We start from the raw sequence: 15964 nt of genomic DNA on the forward strand, positions 1-15964 counted from the left end.
AGGCTGTCGCCAATGTGGCGGCCAGGGCTGTCCGTTGTCAGTGGAAAGATTCAGAGCGGTGTGCCCCATGGGTCTGCTGATTGGTTTCGTGGGACAATAGTGCCTTCCATTGCTTTATCTGGGTTGATCCAAACCACCATGCCGCTGTCTTCGATTCGTGTGCTGTCCATCATTCCTCCGATGACTCAGCTCAATACTCCATACCCCTCAACGGCCTATTTGACAGGCTTTCTACGGTCGCGCGGCATCGATGCCGTGCAGGAAGATCTGGCGCTGGCGCTGGTGCTGCAGCTTTTCTCGCGAGCGGGCCTGGCGGCCATGCGCAAGGTGATCGAGGCGATGCCGGCCCGGCAACGCACGCCGCTGGTGGCGGAGTTTGTGACTCATTTCGACCGGTATGCGGCCACGATCGACCCAGTAATGGCTTTTCTGCAGGGGCGTGACAGCACCCTGGCTTATCGGATCTGTAGTCGTCAATTCCTGCCGGAAGGCCCACGGTTTGACTCGCTGGAAGTGTATGTCGATCCCGATGACCCGACTGGCGGGGACCCGTTGGCCTGGGCGTTTGGAGCGCTGGGGGTACAGGATCGTGCCCGGCACCTGGCAACCTTATATATGAATGATCTGGCAGATGTGCTGCGCGAGGCCATTGATCCACGCTTCGAATTTGTCCGTTATGCCGAGTCATTGGCGCAGGCCCAGCCCAGCTTTGATCCGTTGGCTGAGGCGCTGGCTACACCGCGCAATCTGGTCGATGACACGTTGCACGCCTTGACACTGGCTGCGCTGGCGCGGCATCAGCCCAATCTGGTGTTGTTGTCGGTGCCTTTTCCTGGTGCGGTGTATGCCGCGTTGCGGATTGCACAGAGTATCAAGCAGGCTGATCCGTCGATCGTGGTCAGCCTGGGGGGAGGCTTTGTCAATACCGAGCTGCGTGAGCTGAGTGAGCCTCGGCTGTTCGATCATATCGATTTCGTGACGCTGGACAGTGGTGAGCGGCCACTTCTGGCCCTGCTGGAGCATCTGCAAGGCAAGCGGTCACGTGAGCGTCTGGTGCGTACCTTTGTCAACGATGCTGAAACGGGCCAAGTGCGTTATTTGAATTGGCCCGAGCCGGACATCCCTTTTGATGAGATCGGCACCCCGACCTGGGATGGCCTGCCGATCGACCGTTATCTGTCCCTGCTCGACATGCTCAACCCGATGCATCGACTGTGGTCGGATGGTCGTTGGAACAAGTTGACTGTGGCACATGGCTGTTATTGGAAGAAGTGCAGCTTCTGCGATGTGACGCTGGATTACATCTCCCGTTATGAGGCGGCTTCGGCCAAGGTGCTGGTAGATCGCATCGAGGCCATCATTGATGAAACCGGCCAGAGCGGATTCCACTTCGTGGACGAGGCCGCACCACCCAAGGCGTTGCGGGCGCTGGCGGAAGAGTTGCAACGTCGTCATCTGTCGATTTCCTGGTGGGGCAATATCCGCTTTGAAAAGTCCTTCACCCCGGAGCTGTGCCAGCTATTGGCCGACAGTGGGTGCATCGCAGTGACGGGGGGGCTGGAGGTCGCCTCTGATCGTCTGCTCAAGCTGATGAAGAAGGGCGTGTCAGTTGACCAGGTGGCGCGGGTGACCAGCGCCTTCACCGAGGCGGGCATCCTGGTGCATGCCTACCTGATGTACGGCTTCCCAACCCAGACCGTGCAGGACACGGTGGATGCGCTGGAGTATGTACGGCAGCTGTTCGAAGCAGGGTGCATCCAGTCTGGCTTTTTCCATCGGTTTGTCTGCACGGTGCACTCACCTGTGGGGCAGAGCCCAGAGGAATACGGCGTGACTTTGTTGCCTTTGCCCGAGATTTCATTTGCTAAGAATGATGTCGGGTTCATCGACCCGACCGGTGTCGATCATGATCGACTGGGTAAGGCGCTCAACAAGGCGTTGTACAACTATATGCATGGTATTGGGCTGGACCAGGATGTGCGGCGCTGGTTTGATGAGCGGGTGCCCAAGCCGCAAGTGCCCAAACATTTCATTAGCCGGGCTTTGCAGTCCCGGTGACTTTTCCGCCTGAACAAGCTGGATTTCCCCGCCATGCGCCGGGTTGGCCGCCCAGTGTATTGGGGCTGTCCGGCATCAGCATGGGTGGTTTGCACGACTGTCGATTTCTCTAGGGGCTGCGTCTGCCTGAGCCCAGGCGGTGCCGCGGTGTCTTGCCGTGTTTCCTGCTGTGAGTTGGTCGGCTGAGCGAACGCTTGATGGGGTGTTTGTTCGGTTTTTCGAACGTCATGGGCGTGGGTGATCATGCCATTTTTTATTTTTCAATGGCTTATCGATATATCTGCCTGGCCGATAGATTGGCACGATCTGTGCACTGTGTTGCCTCCATATAGGTAAAAACCATAACCCATCTGGCACCATCCGGAGGCTGCAGCGAGACATGAAACTCAATTTGATCCGACGTCCACCCACTCTGCAACAGACTGTCGCCCCACTCCCTGCCTGGCTGACCTGAGATCACGGCGAGCCCGCTGCATCTAAGATAGCCCATCGATTGCCCTGTCCGACCACTCTGCAGATCGGTGTCCGGCATGGTTTCCCCCGATGGCCCCGACGATGCATGCCTGCCATGGGCTCATCTGGCCAGTTGCCTGCAGGACAGGTCGGCAGCCCAGTCTGCCGGCAGGAGATAACCGAATCAATTCATACAGCGGCGAGCCTGCCCCCACGGCTCGGCTGTAGACAAAGAGGCTCAGCATGAATATGAAGAAACTCCCCACAATGATTGGCATCGCCATGGTGCTGGGTATTGTGGTCGGTACGTTCGCCAACCATATGGCACCTACGCCTGAAGCCGCCAAGAACATCGCGGGCTATCTATCGATCTTGACCGATGTCTTCCTGCGATTGATCAAGATGATCATCGGCCCGCTGGTGTTCGCCACTTTGGTGGCAGGCATTGCTGGCATGGGGGATGGCAAGACTGTAGGCCGTATTGGCCTGAAAGCCATGGGCTGGTTCCTGGCGGCATCGATCATATCGCTGTTCCTCGGGCTACTCATGGCCAATACCCTTACTCCTGGCGTCGGCCTGAATCTGCCGCTGCCAGACGCCCATGCGACAACGGAGCTGAAGACTGGTGCGCTGAACCTGAAGGATTTCGTGACCCACCTCGTCCCCAAGAGCTTCTTTGAGGCGATGGCAACCAATGAAATCCTGCAGATCGTGATTTTCTCGCTGTTTACCGGTTTTGCGCTGGGCACCATCAAGGATGGCGTCGGTAAGCCGGTGCTGGCCGTGGTCGAGGGGCTGGCAGAGTTGATGATGCGCATCACCAACTATGTCATGTATTTCGCACCGCTGGGTGTGTTCGCCGCTATTGCTGCGGTGATCACCAAGCAAGGGCTGTCGGTGCTGACCGTCTATGCCAAGCTGGTGGGCAGCCTGTATCTGTCGCTGGCCATTCTGTGGGTGCTGCTGATCGCAGGGGGGTATTTCTTCCTGCGTGGTGACGTATTCCGCCTGATCAAGATCATGCGCGCCCCGTTGATGATCGGCTTCGCCACTGCCAGCAGCGAATCGGCCTATCCCAAGGTGATCGAGCAACTGAGCCGGTTTGGCATCAAAGAGCGGATCTCCGGCTTCGTGCTGCCACTGGGTTATTCGTTCAATCTGGATGGCTCCATCATGTATACCTCGTTCGCCGCGTTGTTCGTGGCCCAGGTGTATGGCATCGAATTGAGCCTCAGCCAGCAGATCACCATGTTGTTGGTCCTGCTGATCACCAGCAAGGGCATCGCCGGCGTGCCACGCGCCTCATTGGTGGTGGTGGCGGCGGTGCTGCCGATGTTCGGGTTGCCCGAGGCGGGCATTCTGCTGATTTTGGGTATTGATCACATCATGGACATGGCCCGTACCGTGACCAATGTTCTGGGTAACGCCATTGCCACTGCCGTGGTGGCCAAGAGCGAAGGGGCAATCGGCCAGGACGCCCTGGGCGAAGCAGCACAGCCCTCGGCCCCCTTACCAGACGTGCCCCTGCATACCCCCGCAGCGGTACAGGCCTGACCTGTGATCCCTCACTGTGTTTGATGTCGTGTGAGCGTTGTCCTGCTCTCCACTTTGCGGCACGCATCGGCTTGCGTGCCGTTTTTTTTCGATGTGGCACCTATGATCCGAGCCCAGTCTTCAGTTGAGCCTGGATTCGTTGATCTGCTTGCAGGGGCAGGCGGCTACATCGCTTACAATGTCTTCAGATATCATTTCAACTTTTGTGTCCAACGGTATGTCCCACTGGCGACGGATCTGGCGAATTGCGGTTGTGCTGCTGATCATTACTGCCGCAGGGGCGGCGGGCTTTCACATCAGCCAGACGCTGGCGTATCAACAGCAATTGGCGCGCAGCCAAGTCCAGCTGCGGGTGTTCGGGCAGACCATCGCCAGCGAATTGGCCCGCTATGACTATGTGCCCCATGTCCTGACCCTGGACAGCAAAATCAACCAACTGTTGGACAACCCCGACCAGGCGGCGGTTGTGCAGGCAGCCAATCTGTATCTGTCGGCCTTGAACGAGCGCACCGCAACCCGCGCCATCTATATTCTCGACAAAACCGGCAAAGTACTGGCGACCAGCAATTGGCAGCGGCCTGACAGCTATCTGGGTGAAGACCTCAGCTACCGGCCCTATTTCCGCGCAGCGATCCAAGGCCAGACTGGTCGATTCTATGGGGTCGGCACCACACGTAGCGAGCCGGGCTACTATCTATCAGCGCCATTGGGCAATCGCCGGTCACCCAGCGGGGTGGCGGTGGTGAAAGTAGGGTTGGAGCCGTTGGAAGCCAACTGGCAAGGGCTGGACGGGGGCGTCCTGCTGGTGGACGAAAACGGCGTGGTGATTCTGGCCTCACAGCCCCGGTGGCGCCTGCAGACTGTGTTCCCCTTGGCGCCAGCCAAGCGTGCTGCGTTGGATCGCAGCTTGCAGTACAACCGTGCGCCACTGCCCAGCATGGGGATCGAGCAGCAGAAAGCCATTGCTGATGATGCCGAGTTAGTCCGCATCCGTAAGGGCTCCTTGCTGTTATCACAAAACATGCCCTTGGCTGGCACCGCCTGGCGTCTTTATCTACTGTCGAGTACCCAGGCATTGCAGATGGGGGCATTGAAAACTGCCACCCTGGCCAGCGGAGGCTCGGCCTTGTTGGCCTTGCTGGGCGTGGTGTGGAATGCCCGCCGCCGCATCAATGCTGAACGGCAGAAAGCCCGCATCGCGCTGGAGGCGGCTAACGCCGAGCTGGAACGCAAGGTGATCGAGCGCACCGCAGATCTGTCGGCGGCCAATCTGCAGCTACAGGCGGAGGTGACGGAGCGCATTCGCACCGAGGCTACTCTGCGCCGGGCGCAGGATGAGCTGCTGCAAGCCGGTAAGCTGGCGGTGATCGGGCAGATGTCCACTGGGATCGCCCATGAGCTGAATCAACCGCTGGCGGCCTTGCGGACGCTGTCTGGCAATACCGTGCGGTTTCTGGCGCGTGGTGATCTGGCCACGGCACAATCCAACCTGCAAACCATCATCCAGCTGGTGGAGCGGATGGGTAAGATTTCCGGTGCGTTGAAATCGTTCGCCCGTAAATCATCGAATCGGATGGTGCCGGTCGAACTCAACGCTGCGTTGGAGAACGCGTTGTTCCTACTGGAGACACGAATACACAGCGCGGGTGTCGTGATCGAGCGTGACATGCCTGCCCAAGCGTGGGTCAAGGCAGAGGCCACACGGCTGGAACAAGTCCTGGTCAACCTGCTGGCCAATGCCCTGGATGCGGTGGCCACTGTGACCAACCCGCACATCCGCGTGGTCGGCCAGCTTGAGCAGGGCGAGGTGTCCGTGAGCATCTGTGATAATGGCCCAGGTTTGACTGCAGAGGCCGAGGCGCGACTGTTCGAGCCATTTTTCACCACCAAACCGGTGGGCGAGGGGCTGGGCTTGGGGCTGACGCTGTCCATCGGCATCCTGGACGAGTTCGGAGGCCGCTTGAGTGGCTATCATCAACCACAGGGTGGGGCCTGCTTTACCATGGTGTTGCCGCAAACCACAAAGGAAATGTTGGGATGATAGAAGCCTTGCAGGTCTTGATCGTCGAGGATGATCCGGTCGTCCGGCTGGGGTGTGTTCAGGCCTTTGCTCTGGAGGGCATTGCGGCTATCGAAGCGGGTAGCGCCGAGGCGGCTCTGCAGCAGATCACGCCAGGCTTCCCAGGTGTGGTGGTGACCGACATCCGCCTGCCTGGGCAGGATGGCATGGCCTTGCTCAATACGTTACGTGCCCAGGCGCCAGATCTGCCAGTCATCATGATCACTGGGCATGGTGATGTCAGCTTGGCGGTGCAGGCCATGAAGCAGGGTGCCTACGACTTTCTCGAAAAACCATTTGCGCCAGAGCAGCTGGTCGAGGTAACACGCCGAGCGCTGGCGCAACGCCAGCTGTCGCTTGAGGTGGCCAGCCTGCGCGCGCAGCTGGCCAGCCACGATCATGTCGCGAACCAGATCATCGGCCATTCACCCGCGATGGCCCGCCTGCGCAGACTGATTGCCGAGGTCGCCAATACCGGGGCAAATGTGCTGATCCATGGCGAAACAGGCACTGGCAAAGAGCTGGTCGCCCGTTGCCTGCATGAAAGCAGCCAGCGTCATACCCGGCATTTCGTGGCGGTGAATTGTGGCGGGTTGCCCGAGCAATTGATCGACAGCGAGCTGTTCGGCCACGAAGCAGGGGCCTTCACCGGGGCGGCCAAGCGACGTATCGGCAAGATCGAGCATGCACAAGGCGGCACCCTGTTTCTGGATGAAATCGAGAGCATGCCGATGCCGATGCAGATCAAGTTGCTGCGGGTATTGCAAGAGCGTGTGCTGGAGCGCCTTGGCTCCAATGCTCTGCTGCCGGTCGATATCCGGGTGGTGGCTGCCACCAAGTCCGATCTCAAGCGGATGGGCGAGGCGGGGCATTTCCGCTCTGATCTCTACTACCGCTTGAATGTGGTGACGCTGGAGCTGCCACCCCTGCGTGAGCGGCGTGAAGATATCCCCCAGTTGTTCCAGCATTTTCTATTGCAGGCGGCACAACGCTTCGAGCGTGACCCACCTGTCTTGCAACAGGCAGACATGGCCCGGCTGATGGCCTACAACTGGCCAGGCAATGTCCGAGAGCTGCGCAATGTCGCTGAACGGTGCGCATTGGGGCTGGGGTTGGCCATCGGGACATCTGACGAGCCGATGGAGCACACCAGCCTCAATCAGGCGGTGGAACAGTTTGAGAAAGCGCTGATCCGTGACGCCCTGCACCGTTGTGGCGGCAATCTGTCCAAAGCAGCGGAAGCCCTGTCAGTGGCCAAGACCACCCTGTTCGACAAGGTGAAGAAGTATCGGCTTTCATGACCCGCCAGCAGGTTGACAGCATGTTTCAACCGGCCACGGATATCTGCTGATCAGCCCGGCAGGCTGCTGATCCTGGCGGGTGTCGGGGCAGGGCTCAAAGCAAATGGATGCCCATACGCCGCACCACCAGGGCGAACAGACCGAAGCAGAGCATGGTCAGCACCACACAGACCAGCAAGGTCAGCCAGAACCCGCAGCGCGGCAGCAAAGCCGGAAACACCAGAAACATCGGCAAGGTCGGCACCACATACCAGAACGTGTACCACGCATGGTTCGCAATCTTGTCTGCAGGCTGCTTTTCCACATACAGCCAGATCAGCGTCAAGACCGTGACCAACGGCAGCGAAGCAATCAAGGCACCCAGTCGATCGCTCCGCTTGGCCACCTCTGATACCAGCACGATGACGGCTGCCGTCAGACCATATTTGGTGATCAACCACAGCATGATGCGCCTATTCAGGGGATGGATGTCCACCCGATTATAGGCCACCTGCGTCACCAATGGCTGTTGGTGCGCTATCCGCCCCTGGCCTTTAGGTAGACCTGACTGAGTTTGGTATGCCATGACTGTGGCTGGCCACGGCGCGGAGGGGGTATTTCATTGTCTGGTTGGCTGGGCTGTGGTGATTGCCCACCAGGGCGCTTCGCTTTGATTCAGTACGGCAGACCAGTACCAGGCTGAGGCATCTCGCCATTGCCTGCCTTGAGTGTCGATGATCCGTTCCTCCACCGTCCATGTGTCGTGGCCTTTACGGGCGATGAAACGGGACCATTGCTGGCCATTTTTGTCGATGGCGGGTTGCAGGGTCAGCTGATAGCCATGGGCCTTGAAGCAGTCGATACTGGGGTGGAGCTTGCGCGAGGGTGCGTTGACCCAGCGCAGGATGATTTCGCGTTCTCCGTCGGTGAAACGCGCCATCTTGCCGGGGAACCCAGTTTGGAATCGTTGCTCCAGCGCGGTCAGCGGAAGGGGCCGAAGCGGACGGCCATCCAGCGTAGTGGGCCAGCCAGGGAATGGTGTGGCGCGGGTGATGGGGGGTGTGCGCCAGGGCAATAGTGGTAGCGTGGCGGCCAGCAGACACCATGCGAGAAAGCAGGTTTGCAGGCGGGTCATGGGGTTGTTCCTGTGCGCTGATGGAGGGCGGTGATGGCGAGGGCCGTGGCCAGAAATGCCATGACCCCGATTGCGTCATGAAACCAAGGCGGGGCCTGCACCAAGCCGCTTTCTGAATAGAACAGGGCAGTTGTGCGCCCGGTGTTGGCCAGGTAGACCAAGAGCGGTGTGCCAAGTAGGCAACCCAGCGTGCGTAGCGAGTTCAGCCCTTGCCAAGTGGCGAGGGAGGCACTCAGCACCCAGCCGGCCCATAGCATTTTGACACCGCTGCACGGGGCATCGATGGCGATCTGCCGGGTCTGCCAAAGTAGCAGTGAGCCGTCTTGCATGACGGGTAAGCCTTGCCATTGCAGCCAGGTGGCCGCGCCAGCACAAGTCAGATAGCGCATGGGGTAGCCGAGGTAGAACTGCATGGAGGCGGACAGTGGCAATGACAGCCAGCAGAGTGTCCAAAGCCCGACATGCCAGGGCCGCCCGGTACGTAGTCCGCTGGCCCAGCTGGCCAGTGCCAGGCAACCGAGGCTGCCTCGGATGGCCATGGGCAGGTCGAGGGCAATGGCCAGCATGTATAGAGTCAATAAGACAGCGGGTGTGATCAGTAGCCGATCAGTGGCGAGGTTGTGGCTGTGGCGCAGGGCCAGCAAGGCGGCCAGCACGGCTGGCAACCAACCCCAGGGTTCGTTCGAGGCGTCCAGTGTGCCCTGGATCACCCATTTCCAGACTGGCCAGGTGGCGCCGACCAAGGCCAGTGTCAGGCCGATGATGACTGGCCTCATGGCTTGCGAGCCTTCCGATACCCTTGCCAAATCAGTACGCCGACCACGATCAGAATCAAGGCCCAGGTCTCGGGCTCCGGCACGGTGGGCACGGTGCCGGGCTGCGCGGGCTCCAGATTGGCGTCATCATATTGCTGCTGGTTTTCCAATACGACTGCGCCAGATACGGGGGTGACCAATTGATACTGCTGTGCCAGTTGAATGGCTTGCTGTGGGGCCTTGGGTATCAGGCGGCGGACTTCATCCTGCGCCCACAGGCGGACGAGGTGTTCACCTCGTGGGCCGGTTGGGGGGGCGGCAGGTGCAGATTCGCGTTGTCGCGCCAAGATCCATTCGGCCTGGCCCACTTGCCACGATTGAAACAGTTGTTGCAATGCTTGTTCGGGCTGGTTCAATGCCTGGCGGGTCTGCAGATGGGGCAGATTGTCCAGCGTGTTCAGCAGTTGATGGCTGCCTGCTTGCATTTGCAGGCTGTAAAGCCGGGCTTGTCGCGGGTTGTTGGCCAGCGCTGCTTTCAGCTGCGGTGCGGTATGGCTGAACGGGTATGGCTGGGCACCGTGCAGCCACACGACAGCACGATCAGGTCCGGCCTGTGCCCATTGCCAAGCCATCAACAGGGCCGGGGTGTTGTCTTGGCCGCCTGCAAAGTTGAGGTCCTTGAGCATTGCCACATTCAGCGGGCCAAGGGTGGGGGGATCGTCGGTGGCAGCGATCAACTGCCATTCAATGTGCTTGGGCAGGGCTGCCAGACTATGTTCCAGTGCCGCTGGCAGCTTGTGCATGCTACCAGAGCCATCCACCACGATGGTCACCTGGCTGGGTCGCCAGCGTGGTCGTTCGACCGCACGCTGGGTGATCAGCGTAGTCGATGGCGTGTGATCATCGATCTGCCAAGCGGGGGTATCGGCCAGGGTGTGGCCTGACAGCACCTTGGCGGTGGGGCTGCCCAATTGCGGGTCACTGAGTTGTGCGGTGATTGCCAAGGCAGGTTGCTGTGCCGAGGAGGGGAATGCCGCGCCGCCCTGGATGGGTTGATCGGCTTGCAGGATGAGCTGGTGTCGCAATGCCTCTGGGATTTCGAAATTGCGGTCCAGCAATGCTGGCAGTTGGGTCTGGGCGCGATGGCGGCTGGTGGGTTGCACGGGGAAGCTGATCCCCAGCCGGATCTTCATCTCCTGTTTATCCGGCTGCACCGGGAATAATTGAAACTGCACACGATCAGGCCCTGCAGTGGTGACCAGTAGCGGGTCGCGTTTTGTCGAGACCACGGCTTGATAGGCGCTCCGGACTTCATTACGCCCACCAAAGGCGGCCTCTTTGGGTACGCCATCGATCCATAGATTGGCTCTGGAAATGACGGCTCCAGGCGGCAGCAGGAGTTGTCCACGGGCTTCCTGCTGTTGTTTCGTCTCATTGCGGAAGTGCATGGTCCATTCCATATAACCGCTACCCGATTGGGTTTGAAGCGTGCCATTCAACGATGAGCTGGTCAGGGACAGACCTGGAATCCTGCCCCCGATCCAATCCGTGCCCTGTGCCAGGTCTAACGTTTCGTCGAACCGATGCCACTCATGCGGGCTATGTCGTTGGGGGGCTGAGCGCTGGAAAAAGGTATCCCCGGTGACCTGATAGAACACCCGTTGTGCCAGATCCGCTGTGTTGACATCGCTTGGCACCAGCAGTGCACCGGCAATGTCCAGCTGGCTTGGCTGGATGCCATAGCTCCAGGCCAGCAGGTGTTGTTCGTTACCCAGCAGCCGTAACCACCGGATGCCGAATCGTTGCCAATCTGGCGTGGATGAGGTGGCCATGTTGAAACCGATACGTGTCGCCAGCAGTGGCACATTACCCAGCAGCAGCAACGCCATCACCACTACGCCAGTACGCCACAGGCTGGGAAGGGGCTGGTGATTGAAGCCAGGGTTGGATTTCAAGCGCTGTCGTACCCGCCAAGTGGCAATGCATGCAAAGAACGGCGCCAGTGATAATAAGCCCAGGCCAGAGATGAGGATCGCAAAGATACTCATGGGCATCAGCGGGGCAAACAAGATGCTGTAGAGCACAGTGACCAACATGGCTACGTTATTCAGCACCGCCAACCACCTGATATGGCGACGCCGCCACGCCTCCGATGAAAACAACACCAGCCCGTTGCTGATCGGCACGATGGCCACCAGCAACATATGCAGTGGTGTCGGGATGGGGTCGAAAAACGTATCCCGGCACATGTGTGTGGTCGCCTCGATCAGCAAGGTGACCAGCGGCAACAAGAAACCGCATATCGCCAATAGCACTTGGCGGAACATGGATATCTTCCGCATTGGTTGCGTTTCAGGAGTGGGGTTGGCTGGCTCGGTCATGATAGCTTCGTGGAAAAGGTGAGCTGATATATTCACAGTCTATGATGAATGATTGACGCAGTGGCTGTGAAGGGCGTGTGAAATGGCGATCGCCAAGTCGCTAGATGTGACAGGGCGAGCGGATTGCTGCGCAGGGATCGTGTCGTGGATCATGATCGACCCTGCCATGAGTGCTGATAGCGCATCGCCCACAGCAGCGGGCGGAAGAGAGATCGGCTGGATGGCCTGTAGTAAGGTTTCAAGCAGGCAACCGACCCGCAACCGGCGTGACTCCGCTGTCTTGCCGCCTGTGTCCGCTGCTTCAGTCTTGGCGGTGACCTCCGCCTCTCACCAGGTATTCAATGAACGTCAGCAAGGGTGGTGCGGAAAGCCAATGAAAACAGGGCGCCTTGGCGCCCTGTTTTCATTCTACTTGCCCATCAATGGGCAAGAGTGCTTGATCGATCAAGCGAAGCGTTTGGCCACGACACTCCAGTCAACCAGCTTCCAGAAGCCTTCCAGATAGTTGGGGCGGCTGTTCCGGTAATCGATGTAGTACGCGTGCTCCCACACATCACAGGTCAGCAGGGCGGTGTCGGCGGTCGTCAACGGCGTGCCTGCAGCAGAAGTATTGACGATATCGAGTGAGCCATCGGCTTTTTTCACCAGCCAAGTCCAGCCAGAGCCAAAGTTGCCAGCAGCAGAGGTGTTGAACGCTTTCTTGAATTCATCGAAAGAACCCCACTTGGCATTGATGGCGTCTGCCAAGGCCCCAGCAGGCGCGCGGGCGTCGCCATTGGGGTTGGGTGCAAAGCCCAGCCAGAAGAAGGTATGGTTCCACACCTGAGCTGCGTTGTTGAACAAACCACCTGCCGGCGCTTTCTTCACAATCTCTTCCAAGGACAGATTTTCGTTGTCTGTACCCTTGATCAGGTTGTTCAGGTTGGTGATGTAGGTTTGATGATGCTTGCCATAGTGGTATTCAAGGGTTTCCTTCGACATGAAGGGGGCCAGGGCGTCGAGTGCGTAGGGCAGTTCGGGCAGCTTGTGTTCCATTGAATTCTCCAGGGAATGGTTTGAGTATGATGTGAGCCAAGCGGCTCTGGTGACAAAGCAATGCCTGGAGTTTAGCAGTTTCAGGGGAAATGCGACAATACCTGAGTAAATTACTCTTCTTTTTCCCGTGGCGCGTCCGAGCTAGTTTCTACCCCGTTGCTGTGTTATCTTCAAGGCAAATCAATAAAATGGTGTTTACTGTCGCCATGAGCCTGTTATCGCTGATTGCTGCGTTGCTGCTTGAGCAGTTCAAGCCGCTCGAATTCCGCAACGAGTTCATGCGCGCATTTGCGCGTTTTGCCAACAAACTGGAGCGAAAACTCAATGCCGGGGAGTACAAACATGGTTTGATTGCCTGGCTGATTGCCGTGGTGCCGGCTTGTGCGCTCACTGTTGCTGTCTACTACCTGCTTTTTCGTCTGTCACCCGCGTTGGCTTGGGCTTGGAACGTAGTGGTGCTGTACATGATGATGGGGTTCCGGCATTTCAGCCATGCTTTCAGCGGGATCTCTGAGGCGTTGAAAATCGGAGACGCTGATCACGCACGCCAGTTATTGTCGGACTGGACCAATCAAAACACTACCGAGATGAACGATGGCGAGGTCTCACGCCTGGCCATCGAACAAGGCTTGATCGATTCATATCGCCATGTGTTTGGCACCATTTTCTGGTTTCTGATTCTGCCTGGGCCCGCAGGGGCTGTCCTGTATCGCTTTGCAACGCGGCTGGCGCAAAAATGGGGCGATCGTGATCAGGCAGGGGCAGATCAGTTCGGACGTTTTGCCATGCTGATGCAGACACTGCTCGATTGGGCACCCATCCGGCTGACGTCGGTGAGTTTTGCGATTGTTGGTGATTTTGAAGATGCCGTGTACTGCTGGCGCTCCCAGGCTCAGGCGTGGACCAATTACGATTATGGAATCTTGCTGGCCAGCGGCGCGGGAGCGATCGGCATCAAACTGGGCGAGCCATTGCATCAAGACAATACACTCAAGTTCAGACCTGAGCTTGGCATCGGTGACGAGGCTGATGCTGACTATCTGGCAAGTGCTGTCGGCTTGGTCTGGCGGGCGGTGCTGCTATGGTTGTTCTTGATATTGTTGTTCAGCGTGACGCACTGGGTGGGCTGAGGTTGTCCATTTGCCCTCTGCTGCCAATACTGACGCGATGACGGGCTATTTTTGATCAGAGTCGATAGGCCAAAAAAAACCGCAGTTGAACACTGCGGTTTTTTTCTGAGCGCCGCTTGCCTGGTCGGGCCTTGCCAACCGGGGCTATCAGCGCGTTGCGACCAAGCAGTCTACTTGATGACTTGCAACTTGGGGCGAGGCTTGGGTTTGTCACCCGCCTCCGATGTCGGTGCGGTGGGTGGCTCGGTCGGCGGGGTGGTCGGTTCAGGCGCAAAGCTCATGCCCGTACCGGTTTCCCGGGCAAAGATTGAAATGACCGCGCCAACCGGCACCACGATGTCTCTGGCAGTGCCGCTGAAGCGGGCCGAGAACATGATCCAGTCATTGCCAATATCCAGCCCTTTTGTCGCCCCATAGCCGATATTCAAGACGATCTCGCCATCTTTGACGAATTCGCGTGGCACCTTGACCTGATCGTCCAACACCGCTACTGCCAGGTAGGGGGTATAGCTGTTATCCACGCACCACTGGTGTATGGCGCGAATCATATAAGGCTTGGTCGAAATTTCGCTCATTCGGGCACTCCTTGGGCTGCTTACTTGCGCATGGCCTTTTCAGCAGGGGTCAGCGAGTCGATGAAAGCTTGGCGGCTGAACAGGCGCTCAGCATACTTCAGCAGGTGAGGGTTGGGTTTTGAGAAATCAATGCCATAGTGCTCAAGGCGCCACAGCAGCGGGGCCACTGCAACATCGAGCATTGAGAATTCATCGCCCAGCATGAATTTCTGCTTGGAGAAGATCGGTGCGATCTGGCTCAGGTTTTCGCTGATTGCCTTGCGAGCCTTGTCCTGATCTTTCTTGGTGCTTGAGCTGTTCTCCAACACGCGGACATGGCAGAACAGCTCCTGATTGAAACGGTACAGGAACAGGCGGGCGCGAGCTCGCATGATCGGGTCTGCAGGCATCAGCTGTGGGTGAGGGAACCGCTCATCGATGTATTCGTTGATGATGTTGGATTCATGCAGGATCAGATCGCGTTCGACCAACACCGGCACTTCATTGTAGGGGTTCATCACGGCCAGGTCTTCCGGCTTGTTATGCACATCAACATCGTTGATCTGGAAGTCCATGCCTTTTTCGAACAGAACGATTCGGCAGCTATGGCTGAATGGGCAAGTGGTACCGGAGTACAGAATCATCATGATGGGGCCTTTGTGTTGCTATGTTCGGTAAAAAGTGAATTTTACCAAAGTCGATTGGTGGAAAGCGAATTTTGATTGATAACCTTTTGTTGTTAAATGAAAAACGGGAGGCTTTGCCTCCCGTTTTTCATTGGCCCGGATCAAATCGATCAGTGCACATCTTTCCAGTACTCTTGTTTCAGAGCATAGGTCAGCGGCACCAATACCAGAATCAGGAACAACAGGACGATGTAGCCAATGGTTTCGCGGGTATTGGCCGAGGGTTCGCCCATGTATACCAAGTAATTGACCAGATCGCCCACCAGCTGGTCGTAATCATGGGTATCCGCCTTGCCATTTGTCAGGCTGGTCATGCTGCCTGGCTTGATGAGCTTCAGCACTTTTTCCTCATGGCCATGCTCGCCTTCTGCTTTCTTGACCTCCAACACCTGATCGCCTTGCAGCTCGTACAACACATGGGGCATGCCGACCTTGTCGAATACCGTGTTGTTCCAGCCTGTCGGGCGGGTTTCATCACGATAGAAGCCACGCAGATAGGTATAGAGCCAATCTGCACCGCGTGAGCGGGCAATCACGGTGAGGTCTGGCGGGGGGGCACCCAACCAAGTTTTACCGTCGGCAGCGGTCATGGAAACCTTCATCAGATCGCCAATTTTGGCTTCCTTGCTGAACAGGAAATTGTCCTTGATCTGTTGCTCGGTCAGGCCGATATCCTGCAGGCGGTTATAGCGCATGTAAGCGGCACTGTGGCAGTTCAAGCAATAATTGACGAATAGCTTGGCACCGCGTTGCAGCGACTCATAGTTACGTGTATTGGGCTCGAACTTGTCCAATTTGACGTCTTCACTGGCCATCGCCATCAATGGCGCGGCCAGCAGGACAACCAGCAATTTGCTGAACAATTTTTTCATCTTGTTGTGCTC

At 58.0% G+C, this 15964-nt stretch carries 13 protein-coding genes; 5 read left to right on the forward strand and 8 right to left on the reverse strand.

What is annotated here, in order from left to right; all coding sequences use genetic code 11:
* Positions 1–138 precede the first annotated feature (138 nt).
* The 4 genes from HNQ59_RS11385 (at position 139) to HNQ59_RS11400 (ending at position 7425) form a co-directional block, all read left to right on the forward strand.
* Entirely contained in the window at positions 139–2058 is a 1920-nt protein-coding gene (locus tag HNQ59_RS11385; RefSeq protein ID WP_184039220.1) for a B12-binding domain-containing radical SAM protein, read from the forward strand.
* 696 nt (positions 2059–2754) lie between these two features.
* On the forward strand, positions 2755–4065 hold the full coding sequence (locus tag HNQ59_RS11390) for a dicarboxylate/amino acid:cation symporter (RefSeq protein ID WP_184039223.1): 1311 nt from the start codon (positions 2755–2757) through the stop codon (positions 4063–4065).
* A gap of 217 nt (positions 4066–4282) precedes the next feature.
* Entirely contained in the window at positions 4283–6106 is a 1824-nt protein-coding gene (locus HNQ59_RS11395) for a sensor histidine kinase (protein ID WP_184039226.1), read from the forward strand.
* Positions 6103–7425: a sigma-54-dependent transcriptional regulator gene (locus HNQ59_RS11400; RefSeq protein WP_184039228.1), complete on the forward strand. Its 1323-nt coding sequence runs from the start codon at positions 6103–6105 to the stop codon at positions 7423–7425. Before HNQ59_RS11395 ends, HNQ59_RS11400 begins: the two co-directional genes overlap by 4 nt.
* Before the next feature lie 94 nt (positions 7426–7519).
* Here HNQ59_RS11400 and HNQ59_RS11405 read toward each other — a convergent pair whose 3' ends face one another.
* The 5 genes from HNQ59_RS11405 to HNQ59_RS11425 form a co-directional block, all read right to left on the reverse strand.
* Positions 7520–7870, reverse strand: coding sequence for a DUF3147 family protein (locus tag HNQ59_RS11405; protein WP_184039231.1), 351 nt, complete (start codon positions 7868–7870; stop codon positions 7520–7522).
* Between the two features lie 153 nt (positions 7871–8023).
* Positions 8024–8539: a hypothetical protein gene (locus tag HNQ59_RS11410; protein ID WP_184039234.1), complete on the reverse strand. Its 516-nt coding sequence runs from the start codon at positions 8537–8539 to the stop codon at positions 8024–8026.
* Positions 8536–9315 carry an archaeosortase/exosortase family protein gene (locus HNQ59_RS11415; protein ID WP_184039237.1) on the reverse strand — a complete coding sequence of 260 codons (780 nt, stop codon included), beginning with the start codon at positions 9313–9315 and terminating at the stop codon, positions 8536–8538. The genes HNQ59_RS11410 and HNQ59_RS11415 overlap by 4 nt, the downstream gene beginning before the upstream one ends.
* Positions 9312–11621, reverse strand: a complete 2310-nt coding sequence (locus tag HNQ59_RS11420) for a VIT domain-containing protein (RefSeq protein ID WP_184039240.1) — start codon at positions 11619–11621, stop codon at positions 9312–9314. Before HNQ59_RS11420 ends, HNQ59_RS11415 begins: the two co-directional genes overlap by 4 nt.
* 498 nt (positions 11622–12119) lie before the next feature.
* The gene (locus HNQ59_RS11425) at positions 12120–12710 is read right to left on the reverse strand and encodes a superoxide dismutase (RefSeq protein WP_184039243.1); all 591 of its coding nucleotides are present in this window, start codon (positions 12708–12710) and stop codon (positions 12120–12122) included.
* A 206-nt stretch (positions 12711–12916) separates the two neighbouring features.
* Between HNQ59_RS11425 and HNQ59_RS11430 the strand changes: the two genes are divergently transcribed.
* Positions 12917–13840, forward strand: a complete 924-nt coding sequence (locus HNQ59_RS11430; RefSeq protein ID WP_184039374.1) for a CobD/CbiB family protein — start codon at positions 12917–12919, stop codon at positions 13838–13840.
* A 170-nt stretch (positions 13841–14010) separates the two neighbouring features.
* On the opposite strand, the gene HNQ59_RS11435 is transcribed toward HNQ59_RS11430, so the two are convergent.
* From HNQ59_RS11435 to HNQ59_RS11445, 3 genes are all read right to left on the reverse strand, one after another.
* Positions 14011–14415 carry a ClpXP protease specificity-enhancing factor gene (locus HNQ59_RS11435; protein WP_184039246.1) on the reverse strand — a complete coding sequence of 135 codons (405 nt, stop codon included), beginning with the start codon at positions 14413–14415 and terminating at the stop codon, positions 14011–14013.
* 20 nt (positions 14416–14435) lie between these two features.
* Positions 14436–15041 (reverse strand): glutathione S-transferase N-terminal domain-containing protein, encoded by a 606-nt coding sequence (locus tag HNQ59_RS11440; protein WP_184039249.1) that lies wholly within the window; start codon positions 15039–15041, stop codon positions 14436–14438.
* 149 nt (positions 15042–15190) lie between these two features.
* Positions 15191–15952, reverse strand: a complete 762-nt coding sequence (locus HNQ59_RS11445) for a cytochrome c1 (RefSeq protein WP_184039252.1) — start codon at positions 15950–15952, stop codon at positions 15191–15193.
* Between the last annotated feature and the right edge of the window lie 12 nt (positions 15953–15964).

Source organism: Chitinivorax tropicus, from assembly GCF_014202905.1.
GTDB classification, from domain to species: Bacteria; Pseudomonadota; Gammaproteobacteria; order Burkholderiales; family SCOH01; genus Chitinivorax; species Chitinivorax tropicus.